The following is a 26,463-nucleotide window of genomic DNA, read 5'->3' on the forward strand; positions in this document are numbered from 1 at the left end:
CCATAAGGAGGAAGGAATGAAGCAGCAGGGACTATTAATAGTTATTTCAGGCCCATCTGGTGCAGGCAAGGGAACGGTGTGTAAGGCTTTTTTAGAGAGACATCATGAGGTTATGCTGTCCATTTCCGCTACTACCAGATTGCCACGCAAGGGTGAAAAGGAAGGCGTAAACTACTTTTTTAAAGACCACGATACCTTCGAGAACATGATAAAAAATGGAGAGCTTTTAGAATATGCCAAATTTGTAGATAATTATTATGGGACACCTAAACATTTTGTCTATGAGCAGCTGAACATGGGCAGAGATGTGATATTGGAGATAGATATTCAAGGCGCCCTTCAGGTAAAGGAAAGTTTTGGGGATGGAGTATTTATTTTTATACTACCTCCTTCTATGGAAGAGCTGAAAAGGCGTATAATAGGCAGAGGTACTGAGACGCTTGATGTAATAGAAAAACGTCTAGAAAATGCCAGCAAGGAGATTGGTTTCCTCGATAAATATGATTATGTGGTAATAAATGACGAGGTGGGAAATGCCGTATCATATATAGAATCCATAGTTACGGCGGAAAAATGTAAAGTAAAGAGGAATAAGGATATATATAAAAATTTTAGTGGAGGGATGTCATATGATGATAGATCCACCGCTCAATGAGATAATGGAAAAGGTGGACAGCAGATATACCTTAGTAGTAGAGGTGGCAAAGAGGGCTAGGCAGCTGGTTGCAGGAGAAAAACCTCTAATTGATGTGGAAGATGAATCTGCAAAACCTGTTACTATTGCGGTACATGAAGTAAACTTGGAAAAGATAAAGTACAGAAGTGCAAAAGAGGGAATAAAATGAATGTAGTACTGGGTATAACCGGAGGTATTGCAGCCTATAAGGGAGCAGAGATAATCAGCAGGCTTAAGAAAAAGGGAATAGATGTAAAAGTTATAATGACTGAAAATGCCAAGCAATTTATATCGCCTCTTACATTGCAGACCCTATCCGGCTATCCCGTCTATTATGATACATTTAAGCATGCTACTGAAAACTATGAGATAGATCATATATCTCTGGCGAAATGGGCAGATATAATGCTGATAGCTCCCGCCACAGCCAATATTATCTCCAAGGTATGCCATGGCATAGCTGATGACCTTTTATCTACTACTATTATGGCTACAAGGGGGCAGGTGGTATTTGCACCAGCCATGAATACCAATATGTACAAAAATCCCATACTACAGGATAATATAGAGGCTTTAAAAAAACGTGGGTATATGTTTATACCACCTGCAAAGGGACTACTTGCTTGTGGTGATGTAGGGGAAGGTAGATTGGCGGAGGTAGATGATATAGTAGCTGAAGTAGTTGGACTATTACGCCAAAGGGATGATCTAAAAGGCACAAAGGTATTGGTAACAGCTGGTCCTACTAGGGAGTATATTGATCCTGTGAGATTTATAAGTAATCCTTCATCTGGTAGGATGGGCTATGCGATAGCAGATGCATGCAGAAAACGCGGTGCAGAGGTACATTTAATAACAGGGCCTACAAATATAAAAACGCCAGTTGGTGTGCATGTATACCGGGTGGAGACTGCCTATGAGATGTACGATGCGGTTATGTCGCTATTTGGCCAATGTCAAATAGTGTTTAAGACAGCTGCTGTAGGTGATTATAGACCGGATATGGTGAGCAGTCAAAAGATAAAAAAGGATGCAGATGACCTTGTAATAAGGTTTGTTAAAAATCCCGATATATTGAAGGAATTGGGCAGACGCAAAAAAAATCAGATACTGGTGGGCTTTGCAGCAGAGACAGAAAATATAGAGGCATATGCAAACAAGAAACTTAAGGAGAAAAATCTCGATTTTATATTTGTAAATGATGTATCCAAGACGGGAGCAGGATTTGCAGGAGATACAAATGGAGGGATACTCCTTTGTGCCGATGGAGATAGACTAGAAATGTCTATAACTAAAAAGGAGATTATAGCTCAACGTATATTGGATGTAATAATAGATAGAAAGCTGGACAAATAGAAAAGGGTACATAGTACCCTTTTATTTAGGTTATATGATAATGGGGAGGAAGGCGGTTGTGGATAAAGATATATATGCATCGGTAGTAGTGGATCAGGCTCATCCTTCCATTGATAGACATTTTGATTATATAGTGCCAGAAGAGCTGATGGGGGATTATTTGGTAGGCAAACGGGTCTTAGTGCCTTTTGGCATTAGTAATAAAGCTATAAAGGCATACGTATTGAAAGTATCAAACTACACACAACTGCCTCATAATCGACTAAAATCCATAATAAAGGTACTGGACAAAGAGCCTGTTCTATCTGAACGGGCTATTCCTCTTATTTACTGGATGAAGGAAAAATGTCATTGTATGCTTATAGATGCAATAAATGCATTTGTACCACCGGGCATACGAAAGAATACAAGGCCTAATAGACCCAAAATGGTGCATCTTAAAATACTAGATGGGCTGGATGCATATATGGAGCAAGTGGGGAAAAGGTCAAGATATATGGCAGATATTTTGGATGTGCTATATAAAAACGATGGGGATTTGCCATTGAATATAATATCAGGTGATACGGGTGCACCTGCATCTAGTTTTAATGGACTTGTAAAGAGGGGTCTTATAGACATATATGAAGGTCAGCCAGATATTGCAAATTTTAGTGATATGCATGGTCAAAAATGCGAATTGCCCGAATTAACGGTAGAGCAAAAAGAAGCATTGGACATTATTCGTAATACCATAGCAAAGGGGAAATCTAATATACTCCTACATGGTGTTACAGGTAGCGGCAAAACAGAGGTATATATGAGGGCAGTTGGGGATATAGTTGCTAAAGGCAAACAGGCCATAATACTGGTACCTGAAATATCCCTTACTCCCCAGACCATAAGTAGGTTTAAGATGAGATTTGGAAATCGGGTTGCAGTGCTGCATAGCCGTCTCTCCGATGGGGAACGTGCCTTTGAATGGAAAAGGATACTTCATGGAGAAGTAGATATGGTGGTGGGGGTTCGCTCAGCGGTATTTGCCCCATTTAAAAATTTGGGAATAATAATAATAGATGAGGCCCATGATGACAGCTATAAATCAGAAGGCCGTCCGAGATACCATGCGGTAGATGTGGCTAAAGAACGGTGTAATCTTGAGGAGAGTGTATTGGTGATAGGAACTGCCACTCCTTCCATAGAGCAATACTACGATATGACAAAGGGAGAATATACCCTGGTTGAGATGAAAAATCGTGTAGATAAGAGGCGGATGCCTCCGGTGGAAGTCGTAGACATGAGAGATGAGCTTATTAAGGGCAATCGCACAATGTTTAGTCAGGCGCTTTATATATCCATAAAAGAGGTGCTTGATAGGAGAGAGCAGGCTATATTGCTTTTAAATAGGCGTGGGTATGCCCAGTTTGTATCATGTAGATCCTGTGGATGGGTGGCAAAATGTAAAAGATGTGATGTTTCCCTTACCTATCATGCAGATGGTAGGATATTAAAATGTCATTACTGCGGACGAAGATATAGGTATCCATATGTATGTCCAAACTGTGGCAGCCATTTTATAAAGCAGTTTGGTGTAGGTACCCAAAGATTGGAAGAACAGCTATCAAAGATGTTTCCAGATGTCCGTACTGTGCGTATGGATATGGATACTACATCTACAAAGGATGCCCATGAAAAGATATTAGCTGCATTTAGACGAGGGGAATATGATATATTGTTAGGAACGCAGATGATTGCAAAGGGATTGGATTTTCCAAACGTTACCCTAGTGGGAGTAATAACGGCAGATACTTCCTTGAATCTTCCAGAGTATAAAAGTGCTGAAAAGACATTTCAATTGGTTACTCAGGTAGCAGGTCGCACAGGCAGGGGAGATAGGGGAGGTAAGGTAATCGTTCAGTCGTATGAACCTAATCACTATGCAATAGAGTATGCCTCCCATCACGATTATGAAGCATTTTATAAAAAAGAAATAAATTTAAGGGAGCAGTTTCTATATCCCCCATTTTCCAATATAATTAAGATATTGATCATAGGGGATGTGGAAAAGGATACTATTGAGTTAAGTCATAGAATATCAGAATGGCTTGTGAAAAATATAGATAATGATATAATTTTAAAAAATGGACTTATATCAATAGGTGCTAATCCAGCACCTATTGATAAGATAGATAATAGATATAGATGGCAGGTACTCATTAAAATAAGGCCAGATGCCATGTTTGATGGGGTGTATCATTGTCTAGTAGACAGATGTATTGAAGAGTTTGGGAATAAAGAACAAAATGTAATTATAGATTTTTATCCTGTCAGTCTTTTGTAGAAATAGAGTTTAATATTTGATATATAGATAAGGATATTATAGGAAGGAAGATGTTAATTATGGCTCTTAGAGAGATAAAAAAACATCCGCGGGATGAGATATTACGAAAAAAGTCCAGAAAAGTGGATAAAATAGATCAAAGGATAATTACACTTTTAGATGATATGGCTGAGACCATGTACAAAGCCGATGGGGTAGGACTTGCAGCGCCGCAGGTAGGTATATTAAAGCGTATAGTTGTAATCGATGTGGGAGATGGTTTAATAGAGCTTATAAATCCTGAAATCATAGATGCAAAAGGCAGCCAAATTGGGGATGAAGGTTGTCTAAGCTTACCAGGGATAACAGGCAGGGTAAAGAGGCCTAATGAGGTTAAATTGCGGGCATTAAATCGTAAGGGTGAAGAGATAGAAATGGTAGGCACTGGTCTTCTGGCCAGGGCTATGTGTCATGAGACTGATCATCTTGATGGTATATTGTTTATAGATAAGGCTATGTCAAAAAGCCATGAGGAGTGATGTAGTTGCTTAGAATAATATTTATGGGGACACCTGATTTTGCCATATGTGCTCTAGATGCTATTTATGATGATGGTCATGAATTATTAGGTGTAGTTACGCAGCCTGATAGGCCAAAGGGCAGGGGGAAGAAGCTTGCTCCTCCGCCTGTCAAAGAATGGGCTATTGCAAAGGGTATACCAGTATATCAACCTTCAAAAGTAAATAGTCCAGAGTTTATAGATGATATAAAGGCATTAAAGCCGGATATTATAGTTACGGCGGCCTATGGACGAATACTCTCAAAGGAGATACTTGACATTCCAAGGTTAGGCTGTATAAATGTCCATGCCTCACTCCTGCCAAAATACAGGGGGGCTTCTCCAATCCAGCAAGCTATTTTAAATGGTGATACGGAAAGTGGTATTACAATAATGTACATGGATGAGGAGATGGATACTGGAGACATAATCCTTCAGGAGCGCATAGATATAGGCAAAGACGAGCGAGTAGATAGTGTACATGATAGGCTGGCAAAATTAGGCGGTAAGGCAGTATCAAAGGCATTGACTCTTCTAGAAGAGGGCAAGGCTGAGGCCACATCTCAAGATCACAGTCAAGCTACATACTGTTCAAAGATAGATAAATCCCAAGGTGAGATAGACTGGGCAAATAGATCCATAGATATAAAGAATCGGGTACGGGCTCTTACTCCATATCCAGGAAGTTATACATTTATAGATAAAGAACGTCTAAAGATATGGAAGGTGGATATTGTTCATCTGGAGGATGTTAAAAAGAATAATACTATACCAGGTGAGGTCAAGGTGGCTGATGTGAAGGATGGACTTATTGTAGCTTGTGGAGATGGATATTTAAGGCTATTTGAAGTTCAGGGGTCAGGTGGACGTCCCATGGCCGATACGGATTATTTAAAGGGACACGACATAAAAGTAGGAACTATATTGGGACGACAAAAGGAGATATTTGGATAGATGGATAAAGCGAGGGAAATCGCCCTTAAGGTATTAAAAGCAGTAAACGAAGATGGTAAATATTCTAATATAGCATTAAAAGAGGCATTAAGGCATGATGCATTGGATAATAAGGATCATGCTTTTAGTGCCCAGATTGTATATGGTACCCTAGAGAAACAGGTAACTATAGATTACATTCTAGAACAATTTATAAACAAGAGGTTAAAAAATCCATGGGTGGTAAATATATTAAGGATGGGATGTTATCAAATACTATATTTAGATAAGGTACCTGATTTTGCAGCGTGCAGTGAATCGGTAAATCTATGCAGACGTTATGCTAAGGGGCTAAGTGGTCTAGTAAATGGAGTGCTTCGAAATATATCAAGGAACAAAGAAAAGATTGATATTGAGAAGTATAAAAATAACGAAGGGCTATACCTTTCACTTAAATATAGTTATCCTAAGTGGTTAGTGGACAGATGGCTCAAACAGTATGGGTTTAATGATACAGAGTATATACTGGATACCCAGGTCCCGCATAACTATACAACCGTACGGGTAAATACTCTAAAAACCTCAAAAGAACAACTGATACAATCCTTAAATAGGGAGGGTATTGAGGTTAAGGATGGATTTTATATACCTGAATCACTTATGTTAAAAGGTATGAAGGATGTGGAACAAAACCTATTCTACAATCAGGGGCTTTTTACCGTGCAGGGAGAGAGTTCAATGCTGGTATCACAGATATTGGATCTAAAACCTATGGATAGGGTACTCGATGCATGTAGTGCTCCAGGGGGGAAGACTGCCCATATGGCTGCTATTATGGGAAATAGGGGCAGTATCACTGCATGGGATATCCATCCTCATAGAGTGCAACTTATAGGGGAGAACATGAAAAGACTTGGTGTATCCATCGTAGAGGCTAAAGTACAAGATGCTATGAAGCCTGTCTTAGGTCTGTCTGAAACGATGGATAAGGTGCTTGTTGATGTACCTTGTTCAGGTCTTGGGGTGGTACACAAAAAGCCTGATATAAAGCTTAGATTAAGACCTGAAGCTCTGGATAGTCTACCTAGAATACAACTTGACATATTATCTAGGTGTAGCACATACGTAAAACCCGGGGGAGTGCTTCTATACAGTACGTGTACTATCAATAAAGATGAAAATGAGTGCGTTATAGATAAATTTCTCGAGGAACACCAAGAATTCAAACTAGACGAAATTGATACGATTTCTGAAAAATTAAAAGGGTCTATATATAACAGGGGAATGCTGCGTACTTTGCCAGGACGGGATGGTATAGATGGATTCTTTATCTGTAGATTACGAAGGAGCGAATAATATGGATATAAAGCCCAATATATTGGATTATTCTCTAGTTGAGATTGAGCATATTGTAAAGGATATGGGTCAGCCAGCATTTAGGGCAAAACAGATATTTAAATGGCTACATACGGGGGTTACAAGCTTTAAAGATATGAATAATATTTCCCAGCATATGAGACAGGAGTTAGATGGACGATTTATCATTGGTGGGGTAGAAATATTACAAAAACTTGTGTCAAAAAATGACGGAACTGCAAAGTATTTGTTTCTGTTGAGGGATGGTAATATAATAGAAAGCGTTGTGATGCCTTATAGCTATGGAAATACACAGTGTTTATCTACGCAAGTAGGTTGTCGGATGGGTTGTAGATTTTGTGCATCTACCAGAGAGGGGTTAGTTAGAAATCTTACCCCGGGAGAGATGTTATCTCAGGTGTTTACGGCGAATAAGGATGTATTGGATAAAGAGGATAGGGATAGGGGAATAAAAAACATAGTGCTTATGGGCAGTGGTGAACCACTTGATAATTATGATAATGTGATAAAATTTATACATCTTATCCATGATCCAATGGGCATGAATATAAGCTATAGAAATATTACCCTATCTACTTGCGGATTAGTGCCAAATATAATAAAATTGGCCCATGAGGATATGCCTATAACTTTATCCCTATCCCTTCATGCACCTAATGATGAACTAAGAAGGAAGATAATGCCCATTGGTTCTAAATATTCAGTGCATGATATTATAGATGCTAGTCGCTATTATTTTAAAGAAACCGGTCGCAGGGTAACGTTTGAGTACGCCCTTATGGAAGGGGTAAATGATGGGGAAAAAGAGGCATTTGAACTTTCAAAACTTCTAGGTGATTTTGATTGCCATGTTAATGTAATACCTGTAAATCCTATAGAAGATGGTATGTACAGGAAGGGAAGCCGGGAAAGTGTAGAGAGATTCATATCCATTTTAAGACGTTCAGGTATAAATGTTACTAAAAGACGAGAATTGGGCAGTGATATAAATGGTGCATGTGGTCAGCTTAAACGGAGCTATCTAAAGAGCAAGCCAATTACCTAATAGGTTGAAAGGGGTGATGATACCCATGTTAATTGTTTATGGGGCATATACACATAAAGGGAAGGTTAGAAAGCGAAACGAAGATTACTTTTATATCCCTAATAAAACGAAAGGGGTAGAAGACATTGCTATGGTAGCCGATGGCATGGGCGGACATAATGCTGGAGACTTGGCAAGCAGGATGGTAGTAGAGCATATTTTAGAATATTTTTATCAGCATAAAAACAACATAAAATCTATAGACGATGTGAGGGACGCCATACATCAGGCTATGCAGAATGCAAATCAAAAGGTATATGAATATTCAATTACTGATGCTATGTATTCCGGTATGGGTACCACCCTTACCCTTGCTTACTTTTTTGAAGATACTGTATGTATAGGTCATGTAGGAGACAGTAGGGGTTATATAATAAGGGAAGGCGAGTTAAAACAGATAACCAAAGACCATTCGTTGGTACAAGAATTGCTAGAAAACGGAAGCATTACCCCTGATGAAATGCAGCATCACCCACAAAAGAACGTTATAACCCGTGCACTAGGTACTGATAAACATGTTAGGATCGACTATTACGAAGTAAAAATGCAGCCCAATGATGCACTAATACTATGCACTGATGGATTGTTAAACCATGTGAATATAGAAGATAAAATAGAATTCATAATGTCCAATAGATTGCCACAGCATATAGCGGAAAAACTTGGGGAAAAGGCTCTAGATGGTGGAGGGATTGATAACATTACAGTAGTTGTGGCCAAGTATTTGAATGGGGCTGAAAAGAGGTGAGTGCTTTGGTGGGAAAATTATTAGGGGGACGATATGAACTTATAGAAAAAATAGGCGGTGGTGGCATGGCCATCGTGTATAAAGCCAAGTGTCATCTACTCAAAAGATATGTAGCTGTCAAAGTACTAAGGCCTGAACTAGTAGAAGATGATGATTTTGTTTCCAGATTCAAAAGGGAGGCTCAGGCAGCTGCCAGTTTATCACATCCCAATATTGTAAATATATATGATGTGGGGCAGGAAGACGATATACATTATATTGTTATGGAATATATAAAGGGAATGACTCTTAAAGAGTATGTAAAGAAAAAACACATACTGGATAGCAGAGAGGCTACACAAATAGGCGTTCAGATCTGTTCTGCCATAAAACATGCCCATGATAATGGTATAGTACATAGGGATATAAAGCCCCAAAACATACTGGTAGGTGACGGCGGGATTATAAAGGTGACTGATTTTGGTATAGCACGGGCGGCTACATCATCAACTGTTACCATGGCGGGAGCTAATGTTATGGGTTCTGTACATTATTTCTCTCCAGAACAAGCTAGGGGAGGCTATGTAGATGCCAAATCCGATCTATATTCCCTTGGTATAGTATTATATGAGATGGTAACTGGGACGGTACCATTTGAGGGGGATAGTGCCATATCGGTGGCTTTGAAGCATATACAGGAGCCTGTAATACCGCCTGGGCAATTAAATCCTGATATACCTAAAAGCCTTCAGGATATAATAGAAAAGGCCATTGAAAAGGACCAATGCTTAAGATACCAAACTGCCCAGGAGATGATAGATGATCTTAGAAAATCTCTTAAAGATCCTGAAGGAAATTTTGTAATACGAAACAATATTGACAGTGATAGCCCTACGCAGGTTATTCCTTCGTTAGGTAATGTACAGTATAAACCACCAAATACTAAAGGTAGCGGGGAAAAGAGTAGGGACGGATTAAAAGAAAAACCGGCTGAAAAGCATAACAAAAGATTAGGTGCAAAGGCATGGTTTATTATACTGCCTGCCTTGTTTATAATGATACTTGCATTTTATATAGGAAGTCGTATATTTCAAAATAATTTTGTTCCAAAGGAAATAGAAGTACCAAATATAAAAAATTATACCGAAGAACAGGCTATTGAAAGGCTAAAAGATTCAGAACTGATGTTAGATATCATAGGCGAGAAAAACAGCGATGATGTTGAAGAGGGACATATTATATCACAACATCCATTGCCAAATACCAAGGTAAAACCATCATCTATAGTAGAAGCAGTGATAAGTCTAGGACCTAAGATGATAAAAGTACCAGATGTTATAGGAGCGGAAGAGCGTAATGCCATAATAACCCTAGAAAATAGGGGGCTTAAGGTGGAAACACCTGAGTACGAATATAATGATAAATATCCTTCTGGTATTGTAATAGATCAGAGTATTCAAAAGGATACGGAGGTAGCGGATAATTCGTCTATAAAGATAGTAGTGAGTAAGGGACCAGAAAGCAAAGTGGTAAAAGTGGGGACATATACCCAGATGCAAATTGGTGTAGCTGAACAGCTTATTAAAAATGACGGACTTAAAATGAAGGTATCTGAAGAATACAGTGAAGAGGTGCCAAAGGGTGCAGTTATAAAACAACAGCCTAAGCCAGGGGTGTTTGTCGAGGAAGGACGTAATGTGGAATTATGGGTGAGTCTAGGACCAAGGCCATCCTATCCCAAAACCCTTACGATACCTCTACCAAAGCCATCTGAAGACCAAGAAGGAGAGGTAGACAAGGTGGTGAGGATACGGGTAGCTGAGGCTGAAACAGGAGAAATTTACTATGATAATGAGCATAATATAGGAGAAAATGTGGTATCATTACAACTTAAAGGCAAAGGCGTAGTGAACTTTATAATATATATAGACGATCAGGAGATAGATAGGGTGACTGTGGATTTTAGTAAAAAGGAAGATGCCGAATGACAACCACTGGAATAATAGTAAAAGGTGTTGGAGGACTCTATTTTGTGGAGATAGACGGGCAAGTACTGGAGTGTAGAGCAAGGGGTAAGTTTAGAAAAGATGGATTAATTCCTATGGTAGGTGATTATGCGGAAGTATCCCTAGAGGATAACACCATCGAGCATATACTCCCTAGGAAAAATCAGCTTATAAGACCACCGGTTGCCAATATAGATAATTTGGCCATAGTTTTGGCAGCTGAAAATCCAAAACCGGATTTTTTGCTTATAGATAAACTTATATTGTATGCCATTATAAGTGATATATCTCCGATTCTTATAATAAATAAAATAGATGTTGCAGAGACGGATGTATTGAAAGATATAAAAAATGTCTATAAAGGAACGCAAATTCCCATTCTTGGAACCTCTGCAAAGACGGGGCAAGGTGTAGATCGGGTAGAGGAGATGCTAAAATCTGGGGTAACGACACTAGCAGGGCAGTCTGGCGTGGGAAAATCATCCCTTTTAAATGCAATATGTCCCCAGTTAAGTCTACAGACAGGGGATATAAGTCGTAAGCTAAAGAGGGGAAAACATACAACCAGATATGTACAGATAATAACTTTGCCACATGGAGGCAAAGTATTGGATACACCTGGATTTAGTATGATGGCGCTAAAGAGTCTATCTCCTTATGATGTAGCGGAGTATTATCCGGATTTTGCTCCATATACATATAGCTGTAGATATACAGATTGCTTGCATTATCGGGAACCGAACTGTGAGATAAAGAAACAAGTGCAGGAAGGTAATATAGCAAAAGATCGATATGATAGATATATACGTATAATAGAAGAACTAATGGCGGGGAAGGGAGATTTATAAAATGGTAAAAATAGCGCCTTCTATACTTTCAGCTGATTTTTCCAGGTTAGGAGAGGAGATTAAAAGGCTAGATGAGGCGGGAGCGGATATAATACATATAGATGTTATGGATGGACATTTTGTCCCTAATATTACAATGGGCCCAATGGTAGTGAAGGCTATAAGAAAGTATACTAATCTGCCATTTGATGTCCATCTTATGATGGACAACCCTATGGATTTTGTAGATGCATATATAGAGGCGGGAGCGGATATTATCACGGTGCATGGGGAGGTTTTGCCACACCTAGATAGATGTATACACTATATAAAGGATAAGGGTATAAAGGCTTCAGTAGCGTTAAATCCTGCCACATCTCCAAGTATACTGGAGTATGTGCTAGAATATCTTGATATGGTGCTAGTTATGACAGTAAATCCAGGGTTTGGCGGGCAAAAGTTTATAAAAGGTATGCTACCCAAGATAAAAAGGGTTCGGGAAATGATAGACAGCCAGAGACTTTGTATGGATATAGAGGTAGATGGGGGAATATCTGCTTTAAATATACAAGATGTAGCGAAGGCGGGAGCTAATATATTTGTAGCCGGTTCTGCTATCTTTGGAGCTGAGGATATTTCAAAGACTATACAGAATATGAGAAATAGGGCGATATGATGAATATTCTCATTATATTAAATGGAAGCATGGGCGATATAAGTGGCATAAAAGATGCTATAAAATCCTATGATTATATAATATGTGCCGATGGAGGAGCAAGGTATGCCTATGCAGGAGGGATTATTCCCGATGTCATATTGGGAGATTTTGATTCATTACCAGAGGACATATTGGAATATTATAAAACTAAAGATATCTTAATAAAGACATACCCTAAGGAAAAGGATGAAACCGATAGCCAGATAGCCGTTGATATGGCTATCTCTATGGGGGCAGACAGAGTAACACTTATAGGAGCGTTAGGCAGCAGATTGGATCATTCATATGCAAATATAATGCTTCTGTGCCGATTAAAAAATCATGGTATAGATGGTTGTATTATTGACAGCAACAATATAATAACGGTGTCAAATGATGTCCTAATTATAAATGGAGAAATAGGCGGGTATGTATCACTGCTTCCGTTAGGTGAAGATACGTATATAGAGTATACTAAGGGTCTTAGATATCCAATATTTGATAAAAAACTGCCTTTGGATTTTCCCTATGGTATAAGCAATGAGTTTATTGAAAATACAGCTATGGTAAAAATAATATCAGGCTGGGTTGTAGCAATCAAGGCCACTGATTAATATAATATATTAACTTTGTATATTTAGTTAGGATTGGAGAAGTGGCCTTATGAGACGTCGTATAAAAAAGGGTATTATTATCAAGGTCATTGGTATAACCTTGATTTGTATAGGATTAATAGTTGTTATCATATGTGTACCTGCCTGGTTGCTGAAGTGTGTGCTAGGATGTTTACTCATATTTTTAGGTTGGCTTATACTTAAGGGATGGAGGTGACTTGTTTGGGAATACGTATTCGCGTTATAAAGCTTCCAAAATTTCTAGGCAATTTTATTAAACTTTTTATAAAAAAGACTTGTGTTCAAAAATGATAAGTTGATACTTAAAGAAAAGTGATAGAACGTGTATAATACACGTTCTATCACTTTTCTGGGTTTTGAGATAGAATTTGTGCCATTTTCGCTATTATTTCCATCATATCATTAGAATCATCTTGTGGTTCATCTTGATTAGATAATGTATCATCATCCAGTTCATCATTATCTGGAACATTTTCTTCATCACTTTCTTCCATATCCATGGATTGCATCAAATTTATCATTGTAATTAATTTATCTACCCTTTTTTGTTCCTGATCGGGGATAATTGGCAAAAATACCTTTACAAGCTCCTGTACAGTATCTAAAGGATTATACGCTGTATCTTCTAGTATTTTATTTTTTTGATATACCTCTATATTTTTTGCTAGTCTATCAGATACAGTTTGTGCCTTTATTATACTATCGATGAAGGGTTGTTGTTCTTCTCTTATGAAGGGTTTTACAGCTTTCAGCATACCCAAAGTCTTATTATCCTCCAGAATTAGAGGACCGTTTAACATTCTATAACGCTGATAGCTTCCGTCTGTTAACCCCTTTATAACATTTTGTGCTTCCAGCATGCCTAAAAACGTATATATATTTTTTTGTTGTGGCCCATCAAAATACGGGGCTATGGCATCTAAAATCTCTGCAGCACTAGGACTTCCAATTATATCTTTTACTACTATATCTAATGAGAATTTGCTTACGTCAACTCCCGCCTCCTTGTTTTGTTGGATCAGCATTCTAAGTAACACAAAAAAGAGTATAAGCCGTATGATATGTATTTGTTCATTGCTTAATGTATCTATGGGTAATAATTGTGCTTTTGTATAGCTTGATGGTTCATTGTCGTTGTCATAAGATGTTTGTTCACTCTTTTTTGTTGGCAAAGATACATTTCCTGGTATAGCCAGTGTGGATGGAGGGTTATAGCTTGGTGTCCTATTTAAAGGTGGTGTACCTGAAAAATCGGTTCTAGGTGTAAAACGATAATTTTGTCTCATGCCTTACCTCCTCAATAAAGAAAAACTTAATTACACTAAAAAATACTCCTCAATTAATAGTATGCAATATCCCCTAAACTGTTTACCAAATTTAAAGATAAGTACAAGCCTAAAGGGGTATCAATATTTTTTTTGGTGAATAGGATAAATATTAGGGAACGTTAATTAGGAGAAAGGTGTGTAGCTAAATGAATATAAGCAATCAGGATTTAAAAAATATGCAGAGAATTGCTCAGGAGATGCAAGGCAAACCGGAGAATGAAGTTATAGAGGAACTGTCTCAAATGATAAAGTCAGGGCAGCTGGGAGTCAGCACACAAAGGGCAATTGAAATGCTTAAAACCATGGCTCCTATGCTGGATCAAAGTCAGAGAAGAAAGATTCAAAAGCTTATAAACAGACTTATGCAATAAACAACAAAAAAATATCCCCATACTTTAACAACTCTTATCTAATACACATAGGATGTATTAGATAAGAGTTGTTGAAAGGGGGCATAATGGTGCTTAGACGCGAAAAAGTTATACTTGATAAAATAGATGAGAGACTTATACAAAAAGTACAAACTCTAGGGAGTGATAATGTTTCTGCCATAATATTTTTTTGTGAAGATGATTGTGAGCAGTGCAAAGAATATCTGCAGGATATGGATATACAGATAAAATATAATCTTCCTTTTATTAAGGCTTATGCTGTAGAGATTCCCGGTACAAAACTTGAAACGATGGCTAGATCCGATATTGTTAGGTATATTTCAGATGATACCGATATAGAATCTCTTTTAAATATAGCCACCCAGGAGGTAGGGGCCAGAATTGCCAATAGAAGTGGATATACTGGTAAGGGTGTCGGTATTGCCATTCTTGATACGGGAACATATCCCCATCCCGATCTTACCATGCCTAGAAATCGCATAATTGCTTTTAAGGATTTTGTAAATAAAAAAATTAGTGCCTATGATGATAATGGTCATGGTACCTTTGTTCCATGTCCGATAAGCCAAACGCTATAAATGGCTTTATATAGTCTTTTTTGTTATCAAAAAGATGAGTAATTGATTTTATTCATCTTTTTATTTTACATAAGGAGGAATTGTTTGTGGAAAATAAGGTAACTGCAATTGTAAATCAAAAAGGTGGAATAGGCAAGACTACTACAGCTTTAAACTTAGGGTATGCTTTATCGGAGGAAGGTAAGAGAGTACTTTTGATAGATTTTGACCCACAGGCAAGCCTTTCATCAGCACTGGGTATAAAAGCAGATAACAAAGCAAACATACATACATTAATGAGTGCCGCTATAGAAGAAATGGAGACAGAAGGAAATTATATAATCAGCATTAAAGAAAATCTAGATTTAATACCTTCAACATTAGATTTAGCAGGAATAGAAATGACATTAGTAAATGTAATGAGCAGAGAAACAATACTAAAATCTATAATAGATGAAATAAAAAAAGATTACGATTATGTATTAATAGATTGTTCACCATCTTTAGGTACTCTTACAATAAATGCTTTAGCAGCATGTGATAGTGTAATAATTCCAGTAACCCCTGAGTACCTGTCAGCCAAAGGGTTAGGCCTTTTAGTAAGAAATATAAATCTTATAAAGAAAAGAATTAATCCTGGAATAGAAATAGATGGAATACTTATTACAATGTTAAATAAAAGAACTAACTTATCAAAAGAAATGGTTAAGGCAATAAATGAAAGTACGGGATATATTAAAAATCAGTATGATCTTGATATAAAGGTATTTGACAATATGATACCAATATCAGTAAAAGCTGGTGAAGCGATATTGCACAGAAAATCTGTTATTGAATATGAACCCAAAAATCAAGTATCTAGTGCATATAAAAGCTTTGCTAAAGAATGGGGTGATACAAAGTGACCAAAAAGCCTACAATAGTTAATCTAAACGACTTACTTGGTATTGAAGATGATCAAATTAAAGAAACCGAAGATAATACTGGAATAAAAGAAGTAGAATTATCTCAGCTAGTGCCTTTTAAAAACCATCCTTTCAAGTTATACGAAGGCGATAGATTAGACGATATGGTAGAGAGTATTAAAGAACATGGAATAATACTGCCGTTAATAGTAAGACCGACGGAGCATGGAAAATATGAGATACTCTCAGGACATAATAGGGCTAATGCTGGAAAGATAGCGGGACTCATAAAAGCACCAGTAGTTATAAAAGAAGATTTAACCAATGAAGAGGCAATGCTCATAGTGACGGAAACTAATCTTATACAAAGGGCATTTTCGGAATTAAACCACTCAGAAAAAGCAAGAATACTTACGGAAAGACACAATGCAATTAAGGAGCAGGGCAAAAGAATGGATTTAATAAACGAAGTCGAAAACCTCTGCAAAGCCGATGATTTAGCGGAAAACTCGGATGTGGGCAAAGTTTGCCCACAAGGAAGAACTCGGGATATAGTTGCTGACAAATATGATCTTTCACCAAGAATGGTAACATATTATTTAAGAATAGATACTCTTACCAACGAATTAAAAGAAAGACTGGATAATGATGAGATACCTTTTATGGCAGGTGTAGATCTTTCATTCCTACAACAGGTGGAACAAGATATAGTAGAAGACATTCTAGAAACCTATGGGTTTAAAATAACACTAAAAAAATCTAATGCATTAAAAGAGGTGTCACAAAAAAAAGGACTTGATTATGAGAAGATATATGATATTGTATCGGGTAAGTTCTTTGATAAACCCAAAAAACCCAAGAACTTTAAATTTACAGCTAAGTTTAAGAAAAAACTAAGCAAATACTTTGATAAAAATCAAAGCCAAACGGAGATAGAAAGCATTATAGAGCAAGCTCTTGAAACATATTTTTCTCAAGATAGGGAAGTGGATAATGAAATTGAAATGTAATTATATTAGTATTAATGATATAATATACGCTGTAGGAACTTAGCCAAAAAAATTGGAGGAAAATGAGGGGATATAGTGTTTGAAAGAATTGATGAATTACTTAAGAAACTTAATGAATATCGACCTCTTACAGAAGGAGAAACAAAAAGGCTTAAAGATGAATTTTTAATAGATTTCACTTATAACTCAAATGCTATAGAAGGTAATACTCTTACATTGCAAGAAACAGCACTTGTTTTACAAGAGGGGATTACTATAGATAAGAAACCATTGAAGGAACATTTAGAAGCAATTGGGCATAAAGAAGCATTCTTATATATAGAAGAATTAGTTAAAGAAAAAGTACCTTTATCAGAGAATGTTATAAAGGACATTCATAGTATTGTTTTAATGGATAGACCTCAAGATAAAGGGAGATATAGGCGTATACCAGTTACTATTTTAGGATCTGTGCATGAATCTCCTCAACCGTATCTAGCTCCAATATTGATGGAGCAATTAATTAATCAATACAATGAGTGGATAGAAGAGAAACACCTTATTGAACGAGTAGCGCTGTTACATTTAAAGTTCGAATCAATACATCCTTTTATAGATGGAAATGGTAGAACAGGGAGACTTCTTTTAAATTTTGAACTTATGAAAGAAGGATATCCGCCTATCAATATTAAATTTAAAGATAGAAAAAGATACTATGACTGTTTTACGGATTATCATTTGAATAACTCAGATCCTCAGATGTTAATTAAAATGATAGGAGAATATGTAGAAGGAGAGCTGGAAAGATATATTTCTATTTTGGGTATAGCTAATAATGTCGAAGAAGAAAAATCAAAGGGTAGCGAAGAATTAGAATGCTGATTTACTAATCTAATATTCGAAAAGATTCCTAGACAGAGTAGGTGAATGATTATATTTGCCTGCTCTATTTTTATTCAAAAAAATAAGGAGGTATAGAAAATGGGCAGGACGATTATAACTGTATTTTTCGATAATGATTGGCGTAAGTCAGACGAAGAAAGAGAATATGATAGATTCATACTTGAGACTAACAATTTTAAGAAAAAATTACTTGAAATATTTGAACAGAAAAGATATAGCTGGAATGAACCTAAAGAAGGTTATAAAAATGTAATGGAAATACACCAAATAAACATAACAGACTTAGAGATATTTACTGATAATAGTCCGGATGATAAAGCGTTAAAACAAGAAGGACTGTTAAAGCGATTAAAAGATAATTTATATGATTTGGCAAATGAAACTGAAGAGAATGAGAGTTTTAATTTACGATTATCTGGCATAAATATTTTTGCTAGAAGCATAACCGATATACTCCATGATATGGAGGAAGATTTACAAAACGAATGGGAAATGGAGCTTTAAGGGGGTAAGTAGATGAAAAAGAAACGTTTTACCAGCGAAGAAATAGAACGGGCAAATAACATAAATCTCATGGAGTATGCCGCAAATCAAGGTTTCAAACTTAAAAAGGTGGGAACTGATTCATACAAAATAGAAGGCTATGGAGGGCTATATATAAACCCAAGAAAGAATATATGGAATTGCTTTTCACAACGAAAAGGAGGTGGCCCTATCCAGTTTGTAATGCTTATGAAAAACAAAACATGGGTAGATGCAGTCAAAGAACTTATAAGAATTACCCCTATTCAAGATTTATATAGACAAAAGGAAGTGTCAAAGCAGAATTATAAAGAAAATAAGAAAGAGTTTATTCTTCCAGAAAAAAATAATACATATAAACATATGATAGCATATTTAATTAGCACAAGGAAAATAGATAAAGACATAGTATATAAATTAATTCGGGAAGGCAAGTTATATGAAGACAGATACAGGAACTGCATTTTTGTAGGTTATAATAAAAAAGGGATCCCGAGTTATGCAAGCAAAAGGGGTACTAATGCAAATATAGTTTATAGGGGTGATGTAAAAAACTCAAACAAAGCGTATCCTTTTTGTGTTAAAGGATCAAGCAATAAAGTCTATGTTTACGAAGCTCCGATTGAGGTTATGAGCTATCTAACCTTATTTAAACTCTTCAATGGATGCCAATTCGTGCATCATGCCATATCTTTAGGAGGGCTTGCAGATGTGGCACTAGATCAGTATCTTAAAGATAATCCCCAAATTAATGAAATAGTGCTGTGCCTCAATAATGATGAAGCAGGGATCAATGCATCTAATGCTATAAATAAAAAATATACAGATAGATATGAAGTCAAAATAGAATATCCTATTAACAAAGATTTTAACGAAGATTTGCAAAACATTATTAAGAAAATGGAAGTAATTAAAGAGAAAGATAAAAGAATAGAAGAAAAAGATAATGAAGAAGAATTTGCTTTAGAACAGTAAGCCCTTAAGGCAACCAAAAACAAAGATTAGAAAGGAGGGGATCGTTGTTAGATACATGTGTAATATGTAGGGATTACGTGGTTGAAGATAAGCAAGTATGTAAACATTGTGAACTAATTGGACCTATCAAATGAATTCCTGCAGCTACATTATGGTTTAAACACGGAAGATATAAAAGAGCTTAGCAAAGAGTTTGTAAAATATAGAAAAGACTTTTTTTGCAGTTTCTATAAAGAGCCAGAAGATAGTAATGAAGAAACATTTGAACTGGAAATATAAAGGATTAGAAAAGGAGGATTAAAATGATTTATAATACTGAAGATTATAATAAGATGGCAACTTTATTAATCAAGCTTATAGACATAGAAGATAATTCAATTAAAGAGAAAATAGAGAAAGGAGTAAAAGAATTAGGTATAAAGGATTTTTTAAATAGTAATAGGTTTGAGAATTATCCGCAAGAAATTAAAGAAAAGATATATGCACTAAAAAATATTTTAAAGCATATCTCAGAAAGAGGTGGCGCCTTATGGCTACAATAGATCATAAAGAAGGATATATAAAAGGGATATGCTTAATAACAGGCATGGAGGAAGAAAAGGTTAGGGAATATGCAAAAGATAATGATCCACTGAACATAATAGAACGACCATCGGTAATAGATCCTACAAAAGCTCAATTACAAAAGCTATTAACTTTAAAGGAGTTTATAGGTAATTATAATGTTATTAGAAGGTTTGGTTTTAATGAAAAGATAAAACTAAATAGTACATCTATAGCAGCAAAATATTTTGATGGTTTTCTAGCAAATAAAAAAGATAAAGAGATTTTTGTGGCAGCTTTTTTAGATAATCAAAATCAAATAATAGAGACAAAAATACTATCAGAAGGGACATTAGATCAGTCAACTATATATCCACGGGAGGTATTGAAACAGGCATTAGCCAGTGGGTGCAGTAGCATTATTTTTGCCCATAATCATCCAGGAGGCACATTGTATGCTTCAAAAGCAGATAAAGAGTTAACTCAAAAGATGGTTGATATATTTCATCCATTAGGTATAAAGGTTTTAGATCATATTATAGCAAGCTATAATGGATGCCATTCAATGGCTGAAAGCGGAGATATACCCGAGATGAAATATATAGCTAACTATGACGAAATAGATTTAGATGATATTAATGAGAAAGAAAAAGATATATACGAGAAGGAGGATTTTGAACTTGAAATATAGGAATAACCTTTTGAATGCTAAGATTTCTTTTTCAATATCCTTTAGAAGTACTTTCTCCTTTTAGGAGAAAGGGCAAGATTCCTATTTGTCGGACTTTGTCCTTCAAATAGATAGAATATGGAGCTTTTTGACTCCATATTCTATTGTTAATACTCGGGAAGTATCCCGAGACCCTCTAAAAGAAAGGAGGTTTTAAATATGTATGATAGATGAGAACAGAACTGAGAAGATAACTTTTAGGGTAACTCCAAGTGAATTAAAAAGCATAGCAAATAAAGCAAAAGAATCTAATATAAAAGTAAGTGAGTATGTAAGGCAATCTTCTTTGGGTAAAGATATCATAATAATAAAAGGAATTGATAAACTTGCCAAAGAGGTAAATGCAATAGGACGAAATTTGAATCAACTAGCTATTTTATGCCATCAAGGTAAAATAACTTGTCCTAATTTAGATTATGTAGAAAAGGAGCTCGATGAGGTATGGCACTTATTAAATTCATTAATAGCAAAGACGAAAAGAAAAAAGAATTAAGATATGGATTTAACTATGTGCTAAATAAAAATAAAGTAGCTCAAAATGAAGGAAGATATAACTCCTAGATTATCATTATGGACTAAAATATAGTTCTGTTTGGATTAAAAAAGGGTATAAAAAGGAGTAATAATATGGCTGCTTTTATCGATACAGAAAAAAAGAAAGGGACAAAAAAAAGAAAACAACAAACTAAAGCAAGTTTAAAATCTGTAAATGATTATGTATCAAGAGATGATAAAGTAGGGAAAATCGAGGAGAAAGAAATAGAAAGATTGTTAAATAGAGCAGATAATGCAATTTTTAAATATGTGACTCAAGAAAAGAAAACTAATATAAAGCTAATAACTGGAGTTAATTGCAGACCATCTTCTGTATTTGATGAAATGATGTTTATTAAAAATCTTTATAATAAGACCAATGGAAGACAATTTAAACATTTTGTTCATTCATATCATCCAAAAGAAGATATTACTTCTGAAATGGCTCATGAAATTTCTCTAAAATTATTAGATCATGAAAAATTTAAAGGGTTTCAAATATTAGCAGCTACACATGTTGATGTAGGACATATTCATACTCATTATGTGATAAATAGTGTAAATATGGAGACTGGTTTAAAGTGGCAACATTCTACCAAAGACTTATTTGATATTACGGATTTATCTAATAAACTTTGCTATGAATATGGTTTAAAACATAGTTTTATAAACACAAAAACAAATGAATTCACCAATAGGGAGTCCATATCCAGTGGTGAATATAGAGCTAGGCAAAAAGGGAGGTCATGGAAATACGAAGCATGGTTAGCTATAAATGAATGTGCTAAGATCGCTACAAGCAAAGATGAATTTATAGAAAACATGGAGAGTTTAGGATACCAAATAAGATGGGTAGATGAAAGAAAAAATATAACATTTACACTACCCAATGGAAGAAAATTAAACAATGATAAACTCCATCCGCCAAAGAGATATACTAAAGAAGCTCTTTTAAAAAGGTTTGAGCTAAACAAACAATTTCAGGAGAGAACTGCAGAGCATAAAGTCCAAAAACAGGCTAAAAACTTACAAAACCTAGTCCTAGAAACTATAAGAAGGCTAGAAGATAATCCAGAACTAGGAGATAGGGATTATCCATTGACTTATCTAGAGGGGCAGGCACTAAAGGAGAAAATGATAGAGCAATCAAAAGGAGAAGGACTAGATTGGGAGAAAGAAAGCTAGCTTTTACCATGAAGGTATCAAAAGCTTAATTTTAACCAAAGAGAAATAAACAACAATTTATATAAACTGTTGTTTGAATAGCAAAAGTTCATTACGGCAAATAAAGAAATAAAAAGGGAGATTGATAGTTTCAAAGAGAAATTATTGTTATCATAGAATTACAAGTTACTTAATAAAATTCAGAATCAAAAAGAAAACCAAAAAAATGATTGGGAGTTTGAAATATATAATAGATCATAATGTTTATATTGCCAATGAACTTGCCTTTATGCTATTATAAAGGCAAGGTAATCGGGAAAAAAAGCAGGGTGTGGTTGCCACCTCCACTTTACAGAAGAAAGGAGGTGGTGCGATATGAATACATATCAAGCAATATCACTTATAATATCGTTTGGCATGTTTATAATATCGCTAATCTCCTTGATTATTGTCCTTATAAAGGAAATAACTAAGGATAAAAAATAATCACCCTGCCCGTCCGCAGAGTGATTATTTAAAACTAATCATCTGTGGTAACCGCACCTATGCGGTACCGATTACCTTTATCTATATTATAACACATAATATAGATAAGTAAACATTTAGGGAAAAATCAATATTGAAAAAAGAAAATCAACAAAAAGATTCCAGATAAGCCAAAAAGCTTGATATTTTGCTATTTTAGGGGTATAATATAAATAAGGATAATATGCTTTACCAATGTGCTTATTAGGAATCTTTCCTAATAAAGAAGGAGGTCGTTGTTATGAGGAAAAAAATATTTATTGGAGGATCCATTATTTTATGTATTGCCCTTATAATAGGACTTACTATAAAGTTTAAACCACATGAATCGGAACAAATAGTAGAATCGGACGATATAATAGACGATACAATAGAAGAAAATAATACAGAAGACAAAGTAAAGCAAGAGGTAGTTATACCACCTATACAAACACCAAATCCTGCAGTTAAAGATGATAAAGTAGAAGAGCCTAAAGATGATCCTAAAGAAGAAACGAAAAAACCTAAAGAGGAAGTTAAGGAAGAGAGTAAACCTAAAGCTAGTAATAAATCTGTTTCACAAGATAGCGAAAAAGGAAATAAAAATAAACCAGCTAAGCCAAAGCAGGAAAAAACTCCAGAGGCAATGGAAAAGCCTATAACAGAGCCAAAACCTAAAACAACTCCAAAGTCAGTTAAGACAGAACAACCTAAAACACAAGAAAAGCTACCTACTTATGAAAAGGAAGAAAAGCCCGAAGTTGTAAAAGGTGGTACAGGTTCAGATGGTATAGTAAGAGACTTAAAAGGAAATCCAACTAATCTAAAACCTGCTACAAAAGTAGAAGAGGTAAAAGGTTCAGATTTACTTGACCCTGGAGAAGTTGCTGGTGAAGGCGATAAATTTTAATGGAATACTACAGAAAGGCAACCATAAATTGAAATGACCAACGAGGAATTCCAAAGAATAGTACTAGAGAAGCTTAGTAATTTAGAGTCTGATGTAGGCGGCTTGAAGACAGATGTAGGCAGTTTAAAGTCTGATTTAGGAAGTCTAAAAGAAGGGCAAAAGGGAATCAGAAAAGAATTAAGGTTTGTTTGGGATGACTTAAAGAGAATTGACAGGAGACTAGAAAAACAAGAGTCCAAAATTAAACAAGTTCTACCATAGAAGAACTCTAATAATAGGGTTCTTTTTTTAATGCGTAAAGCGAGGTGTTTAAGATGAAAAAACTAAAAACTATCCTTCTACTTCTACTCTGTATAACTCTTCTTCCAATATCAGTATTTGCAGAAGGAAACGATAATGCAGATAGTGGGGGTGGTGGTACTAAAGGTGCTGTAAAGGGTAAAGGTTTTTATAGAGGTGGAGAGTGGATGTATAAGGTTTCTGTATATGTAGGTCTATCTGATAGGGCGAACACACACACTTCATTGTCTGGATATAAAATGATAGGGAGTGCACCAATATTTATAAAGCCTTCTAGCTTTGCCTTGCCTAGTGGAGTAATATTTGGGAAACATAGTAAAGTCGATTATTTAAAAGGAGCAGGGTTAGAATCTAATGATAATCCTAAAATTGTTACCGACAATCCTCCTCCACCACCTATAACGAATGGCGGAAAGATATCTGCTGTTAAATCGTATTTTGGAGATACGCTTACATTAAAAATGTTACTAACCGGTTTTGCAGAACAAAAAGGTACTACAAGAGAAGGATTAATAAGGAATATAAAATTTACTATAGATGGGAAGAAGGGCAAAAAGGATCCTAAAGATATACTTCCCATTAAGGGAGCTGATGGTAAATATCAAAACAAAGTTCCTTGGGTAATTATATATGAACCCGTTACAATAGCTTATCTTAAAGATAAGCAGACAAAACTAGCTTTTACTGCTACAGAATATGCTTTAGCTCAAAAGATGGGGTTATTTAATTTTTTCTACTCAGGTGATGATGCTCAATATATCGCAGGTATGACTCATGCTAATTTACCTAATTCTATTGTACTTGAACAGGACTGGTTTGGCTTTACTGCATATCCTCCTTCGCCTCCAAAAGTTAAATGGGATAACAATAGAATAATTCAAGGTGGGGGGTGGGGTATGAGATTTTTGGGATCCAAGGGAAAAAATGCAAATGAACCTATCAAGCCACCTGCTAATGGTGGTAATAGCAACCAATCAATGAATATTAATATGGGTGATTATAGGGTTGACACCGATGTAATTACTTCATTTACCGTGGGTACAGGGGAAAGAATCACACCAAATAATCCAGCTACCGTTACCATTTACGTTGATGGCAGAGCTGTTTTATCCACTGATATAGTATTGCCAGAGGGAGGTAGTCAGCTTGTATGGACAAAATGGCATACGCCGTCTACACCTCAAGAGGTGCTCGTAAGTGCTAGTATATCAGGAAATTCTAATGCATATTTTATAGATGGTAATAGTAAGTGGGTAAAAGTAGCAGATTTAAATGAGAATGTACCGCCAGATCCGAGAGCTAAAGACCCTAAAACTGGTAAGGTAGTGACAAAACCAAACGGCTGGAAAGTTCCTAAGTTGCCAAAAAGAGCAAACAATACAAGTGCTACATGGGGAACTTGGTCAGCTTTTTGGAAGTCTAATTGGGTATGGCATGAAGATTGGCAATGGAGATGGACCGGCAAATATAATGAGAAGGGTGAAAAGATATACGATTGGTTTGACGAAGGGGAATGGGTAGATGAAGGTGATTGGGAATACTTTTGGAATAGTTATAGTGCTACTCTTTCAGCTACTTATAGACTAAAACCAGATGATAAAGTGCCAACAGCAAAACAGTTTTATAATAGGTGGGAGATGGGATCAGGCTATGGAGTTAACATTCAAGTAGATACAAGGGTATTGACAAATGCACCAAGCTCAGCAATTGCGATGCAGGGGAATGTTATTAATTACTTTCCTGAATTTAATTATGATACTTATTGCAGGCTTTCAGAAAGGATAGGCGGTGGAAAATTTGAATTCAGGCAAAACAAGTATTCAACCTATAATCGAAGGGTACATTATACTCCACTTTGGTTTCCAAATGGTGAGAGATATATGACTTATTCAGAAGTAATGGATATATGGACACCGGCGGGGATGTTAACTATAGGGCTTGATGATTATATTGATATAAAAGGAAATGTATTCGACGATTGGAGGGTAGTTCCCGTAAAACCGTAATAAGGTCATCTTAAGATGATCTTAT

The 26,463-nt window shown here is 35.9% G+C and carries 29 protein-coding genes; 28 read left to right on the forward strand and 1 reads right to left on the reverse strand.

The window, feature by feature from the left end; genetic code table 11:
* Positions 1 to 16: 16 nt before the first annotated feature.
* Genes gmk through EJN67_RS00575 form a run of 13 tightly spaced genes read left to right on the forward strand, consistent with a single transcriptional unit; the run spans position 17 to position 13,155 of the window.
* Entirely contained in the window at positions 17 to 655 is a 639-nt protein-coding gene (gmk, locus tag EJN67_RS00515) for a guanylate kinase (protein WP_129721340.1), read from the forward strand.
* Positions 633 to 845 carry a DNA-directed RNA polymerase subunit omega gene (gene rpoZ, locus EJN67_RS00520; protein ID WP_129721462.1) on the forward strand — a complete coding sequence of 71 codons (213 nt, stop codon included), beginning with the start codon at positions 633 to 635 and terminating at the stop codon, positions 843 to 845. The genes gmk and rpoZ overlap by 23 nt, the downstream gene beginning before the upstream one ends.
* Positions 842 to 2,032, forward strand: a complete 1,191-nt coding sequence (coaBC, locus tag EJN67_RS00525) for a bifunctional phosphopantothenoylcysteine decarboxylase/phosphopantothenate--cysteine ligase CoaBC (RefSeq protein WP_129721341.1) — start codon at positions 842 to 844, stop codon at positions 2,030 to 2,032. Before rpoZ ends, coaBC begins: the two co-directional genes overlap by 4 nt.
* Positions 2,033 to 2,090: 58 nt before the next feature.
* Positions 2,091 to 4,352, forward strand: coding sequence for a replication restart helicase PriA (priA, locus tag EJN67_RS00530; RefSeq protein ID WP_165000658.1), 2,262 nt, complete (start codon positions 2,091 to 2,093; stop codon positions 4,350 to 4,352).
* A gap of 59 nt (positions 4,353 to 4,411) precedes the next feature.
* The gene (gene def, locus EJN67_RS00535; protein ID WP_129721343.1) at positions 4,412 to 4,870 is read left to right on the forward strand and encodes a peptide deformylase; all 459 of its coding nucleotides are present in this window, start codon (positions 4,412 to 4,414) and stop codon (positions 4,868 to 4,870) included.
* A 5-nt stretch (positions 4,871 to 4,875) separates the two neighbouring features.
* Positions 4,876 to 5,844: a methionyl-tRNA formyltransferase gene (gene fmt / locus EJN67_RS00540; protein WP_207207933.1), complete on the forward strand. Its 969-nt coding sequence runs from the start codon at positions 4,876 to 4,878 to the stop codon at positions 5,842 to 5,844.
* A complete protein-coding gene (gene rsmB / locus EJN67_RS00545) occupies positions 5,845 to 7,179 on the forward strand; it encodes a 16S rRNA (cytosine(967)-C(5))-methyltransferase RsmB (protein WP_129721344.1) in 1,335 nt (444 codons plus the stop codon).
* Between the two features lies 1 nt (position 7,180).
* Positions 7,181 to 8,245: a 23S rRNA (adenine(2503)-C(2))-methyltransferase RlmN gene (gene rlmN / locus EJN67_RS00550; protein WP_129721464.1), complete on the forward strand. Its 1,065-nt coding sequence runs from the start codon at positions 7,181 to 7,183 to the stop codon at positions 8,243 to 8,245.
* A 25-nt stretch (positions 8,246 to 8,270) separates the two neighbouring features.
* Positions 8,271 to 9,032 (forward strand): Stp1/IreP family PP2C-type Ser/Thr phosphatase, encoded by a 762-nt coding sequence (locus EJN67_RS00555; protein ID WP_165000659.1) that lies wholly within the window; start codon positions 8,271 to 8,273, stop codon positions 9,030 to 9,032.
* An 8-nt stretch (positions 9,033 to 9,040) separates the two neighbouring features.
* Entirely contained in the window at positions 9,041 to 10,999 is a 1,959-nt protein-coding gene (gene pknB / locus EJN67_RS00560) for a Stk1 family PASTA domain-containing Ser/Thr kinase (protein WP_243641196.1), read from the forward strand.
* Entirely contained in the window at positions 10,996 to 11,865 is an 870-nt protein-coding gene (gene rsgA / locus EJN67_RS00565; protein WP_129721347.1) for a ribosome small subunit-dependent GTPase A, read from the forward strand. The genes pknB and rsgA overlap by 4 nt, the downstream gene beginning before the upstream one ends.
* Position 11,866: 1 nt before the next feature.
* Positions 11,867 to 12,520, forward strand: coding sequence for a ribulose-phosphate 3-epimerase (gene rpe / locus EJN67_RS00570; RefSeq protein WP_129721348.1), 654 nt, complete (start codon positions 11,867 to 11,869; stop codon positions 12,518 to 12,520).
* Positions 12,520 to 13,155 carry a thiamine diphosphokinase gene (locus EJN67_RS00575; RefSeq protein ID WP_165000661.1) on the forward strand — a complete coding sequence of 212 codons (636 nt, stop codon included), beginning with the start codon at positions 12,520 to 12,522 and terminating at the stop codon, positions 13,153 to 13,155. The genes rpe and EJN67_RS00575 overlap by 1 nt, the downstream gene beginning before the upstream one ends.
* Positions 13,156 to 13,517: 362 nt before the next feature.
* On the opposite strand, the gene EJN67_RS00580 is transcribed toward EJN67_RS00575, so the two are convergent.
* A complete protein-coding gene (locus EJN67_RS00580) occupies positions 13,518 to 14,462 on the reverse strand; it encodes a hypothetical protein (RefSeq protein ID WP_129721350.1) in 945 nt (314 codons plus the stop codon).
* Between the two features lie 188 nt (positions 14,463 to 14,650).
* Between EJN67_RS00580 and EJN67_RS00585 the strand changes: the two genes are divergently transcribed.
* The 15 genes from EJN67_RS00585 (at position 14,651) to EJN67_RS00650 (ending at position 26,438) form a co-directional block, all read left to right on the forward strand.
* A complete protein-coding gene (locus EJN67_RS00585) occupies positions 14,651 to 14,875 on the forward strand; it encodes a hypothetical protein (RefSeq protein WP_129721351.1) in 225 nt (74 codons plus the stop codon).
* 89 nt (positions 14,876 to 14,964) lie between these two features.
* Positions 14,965 to 15,474 (forward strand): hypothetical protein, encoded by a 510-nt coding sequence (locus EJN67_RS00590; protein ID WP_129721352.1) that lies wholly within the window; start codon positions 14,965 to 14,967, stop codon positions 15,472 to 15,474.
* Positions 15,475 to 15,560: 86 nt separating this feature from the next.
* Positions 15,561 to 16,358 (forward strand): ParA family protein, encoded by a 798-nt coding sequence (locus EJN67_RS00595; RefSeq protein ID WP_129721353.1) that lies wholly within the window; start codon positions 15,561 to 15,563, stop codon positions 16,356 to 16,358.
* The gene (locus EJN67_RS00600; protein WP_243641186.1) at positions 16,355 to 17,368 is read left to right on the forward strand and encodes a ParB/RepB/Spo0J family partition protein; all 1,014 of its coding nucleotides are present in this window, start codon (positions 16,355 to 16,357) and stop codon (positions 17,366 to 17,368) included. Before EJN67_RS00595 ends, EJN67_RS00600 begins: the two co-directional genes overlap by 4 nt.
* A 75-nt stretch (positions 17,369 to 17,443) precedes the next feature.
* Positions 17,444 to 18,229, forward strand: a complete 786-nt coding sequence (locus EJN67_RS00605) for a Fic family protein (protein ID WP_129721354.1) — start codon at positions 17,444 to 17,446, stop codon at positions 18,227 to 18,229.
* 99 nt (positions 18,230 to 18,328) lie between these two features.
* Positions 18,329 to 18,754 carry a hypothetical protein gene (locus EJN67_RS00610; RefSeq protein ID WP_129721355.1) on the forward strand — a complete coding sequence of 142 codons (426 nt, stop codon included), beginning with the start codon at positions 18,329 to 18,331 and terminating at the stop codon, positions 18,752 to 18,754.
* A 12-nt stretch (positions 18,755 to 18,766) separates the two neighbouring features.
* Positions 18,767 to 19,747: a DUF3991 domain-containing protein gene (locus EJN67_RS00615; protein WP_129721356.1), complete on the forward strand. Its 981-nt coding sequence runs from the start codon at positions 18,767 to 18,769 to the stop codon at positions 19,745 to 19,747.
* A gap of 302 nt (positions 19,748 to 20,049) precedes the next feature.
* On the forward strand, positions 20,050 to 20,289 hold the full coding sequence (locus tag EJN67_RS00620) for a hypothetical protein (RefSeq protein WP_129721357.1): 240 nt from the start codon (positions 20,050 to 20,052) through the stop codon (positions 20,287 to 20,289).
* Positions 20,277 to 20,981: a JAB domain-containing protein gene (locus EJN67_RS00625; RefSeq protein ID WP_129721358.1), complete on the forward strand. Its 705-nt coding sequence runs from the start codon at positions 20,277 to 20,279 to the stop codon at positions 20,979 to 20,981. Before EJN67_RS00620 ends, EJN67_RS00625 begins: the two co-directional genes overlap by 13 nt.
* 202 nt (positions 20,982 to 21,183) lie before the next feature.
* Positions 21,184 to 21,513, forward strand: a complete 330-nt coding sequence (locus tag EJN67_RS00630) for a plasmid mobilization protein (protein ID WP_129721359.1) — start codon at positions 21,184 to 21,186, stop codon at positions 21,511 to 21,513.
* 134 nt (positions 21,514 to 21,647) lie between these two features.
* The gene (locus EJN67_RS00635) at positions 21,648 to 22,739 is read left to right on the forward strand and encodes a relaxase/mobilization nuclease domain-containing protein (RefSeq protein WP_129721360.1); all 1,092 of its coding nucleotides are present in this window, start codon (positions 21,648 to 21,650) and stop codon (positions 22,737 to 22,739) included.
* Between the two features lie 354 nt (positions 22,740 to 23,093).
* Positions 23,094 to 23,204 carry a putative holin-like toxin gene (locus tag EJN67_RS00640; protein WP_129721361.1) on the forward strand — a complete coding sequence of 37 codons (111 nt, stop codon included), beginning with the start codon at positions 23,094 to 23,096 and terminating at the stop codon, positions 23,202 to 23,204.
* Positions 23,205 to 23,484: 280 nt separating this feature from the next.
* Complete coding sequence (locus EJN67_RS00645; RefSeq protein ID WP_129721362.1) at positions 23,485 to 24,132, forward strand: hypothetical protein; 648 nt, start codon at positions 23,485 to 23,487, stop codon at positions 24,130 to 24,132.
* Positions 24,133 to 24,234: 102 nt separating this feature from the next.
* On the forward strand, positions 24,235 to 24,393 hold the full coding sequence (locus tag EJN67_RS14110; RefSeq protein WP_207207934.1) for a hypothetical protein: 159 nt from the start codon (positions 24,235 to 24,237) through the stop codon (positions 24,391 to 24,393).
* 53 nt (positions 24,394 to 24,446) lie between these two features.
* Positions 24,447 to 26,438, forward strand: a complete 1,992-nt coding sequence (locus tag EJN67_RS00650) for a hypothetical protein (protein ID WP_129721363.1) — start codon at positions 24,447 to 24,449, stop codon at positions 26,436 to 26,438.
* Positions 26,439 to 26,463 lie beyond the last annotated feature (25 nt).

The organism is Xylanivirga thermophila (assembly GCF_004138105.1).
In the GTDB taxonomy this organism is placed as follows: Bacteria; Bacillota; Clostridia; order Caldicoprobacterales; family Xylanivirgaceae; genus Xylanivirga; species Xylanivirga thermophila.

What these genes read in the sequence shown, in the direction of transcription:
- gmk (WP_129721340.1), top strand. Translation starts at nt 17, where the DNA reads ATGAAGCAGCAGGGACTATTAATAGTTATTTCAGGCCCATCTGGTGCA.
- rpoZ (WP_129721462.1), top strand. Translation starts at nt 633, where the DNA reads ATGATAGATCCACCGCTCAATGAGATAATGGAAAAGGTGGACAGCAGA.
- coaBC (WP_129721341.1), top strand. Translation starts at nt 842, where the DNA reads ATGAATGTAGTACTGGGTATAACCGGAGGTATTGCAGCCTATAAGGGA.
- def (WP_129721343.1), top strand. Translation starts at nt 4,412, where the DNA reads ATGGCTCTTAGAGAGATAAAAAAACATCCGCGGGATGAGATATTACGA.
- rsmB (WP_129721344.1), top strand. Translation starts at nt 5,845, where the DNA reads ATGGATAAAGCGAGGGAAATCGCCCTTAAGGTATTAAAAGCAGTAAAC.
- rlmN (WP_129721464.1), top strand. Translation starts at nt 7,181, where the DNA reads ATGGATATAAAGCCCAATATATTGGATTATTCTCTAGTTGAGATTGAG.
- EJN67_RS00555 (WP_165000659.1), top strand. Translation starts at nt 8,271, where the DNA reads ATGTTAATTGTTTATGGGGCATATACACATAAAGGGAAGGTTAGAAAG.
- rsgA (WP_129721347.1), top strand. Translation starts at nt 10,996, where the DNA reads ATGACAACCACTGGAATAATAGTAAAAGGTGTTGGAGGACTCTATTTT.
- rpe (WP_129721348.1), top strand. Translation starts at nt 11,867, where the DNA reads ATGGTAAAAATAGCGCCTTCTATACTTTCAGCTGATTTTTCCAGGTTA.
- EJN67_RS00575 (WP_165000661.1), top strand. Translation starts at nt 12,520, where the DNA reads ATGAATATTCTCATTATATTAAATGGAAGCATGGGCGATATAAGTGGC.
- EJN67_RS00580 (WP_129721350.1), bottom strand. Translation starts at nt 14,462, where the DNA reads ATGAGACAAAATTATCGTTTTACACCTAGAACCGATTTTTCAGGTACA.
- EJN67_RS00585 (WP_129721351.1), top strand. Translation starts at nt 14,651, where the DNA reads ATGAATATAAGCAATCAGGATTTAAAAAATATGCAGAGAATTGCTCAG.
- EJN67_RS00610 (WP_129721355.1), top strand. Translation starts at nt 18,329, where the DNA reads ATGGGCAGGACGATTATAACTGTATTTTTCGATAATGATTGGCGTAAG.
- EJN67_RS00615 (WP_129721356.1), top strand. Translation starts at nt 18,767, where the DNA reads ATGAAAAAGAAACGTTTTACCAGCGAAGAAATAGAACGGGCAAATAAC.
- EJN67_RS00620 (WP_129721357.1), top strand. Translation starts at nt 20,050, where the DNA reads ATGATTTATAATACTGAAGATTATAATAAGATGGCAACTTTATTAATC.
- EJN67_RS00625 (WP_129721358.1), top strand. Translation starts at nt 20,277, where the DNA reads ATGGCTACAATAGATCATAAAGAAGGATATATAAAAGGGATATGCTTA.
- EJN67_RS00630 (WP_129721359.1), top strand. Translation starts at nt 21,184, where the DNA reads ATGATAGATGAGAACAGAACTGAGAAGATAACTTTTAGGGTAACTCCA.
- EJN67_RS00635 (WP_129721360.1), top strand. Translation starts at nt 21,648, where the DNA reads ATGGCTGCTTTTATCGATACAGAAAAAAAGAAAGGGACAAAAAAAAGA.
- EJN67_RS00640 (WP_129721361.1), top strand. Translation starts at nt 23,094, where the DNA reads ATGAATACATATCAAGCAATATCACTTATAATATCGTTTGGCATGTTT.
- EJN67_RS00645 (WP_129721362.1), top strand. Translation starts at nt 23,485, where the DNA reads ATGAGGAAAAAAATATTTATTGGAGGATCCATTATTTTATGTATTGCC.
- EJN67_RS00650 (WP_129721363.1), top strand. Translation starts at nt 24,447, where the DNA reads ATGAAAAAACTAAAAACTATCCTTCTACTTCTACTCTGTATAACTCTT.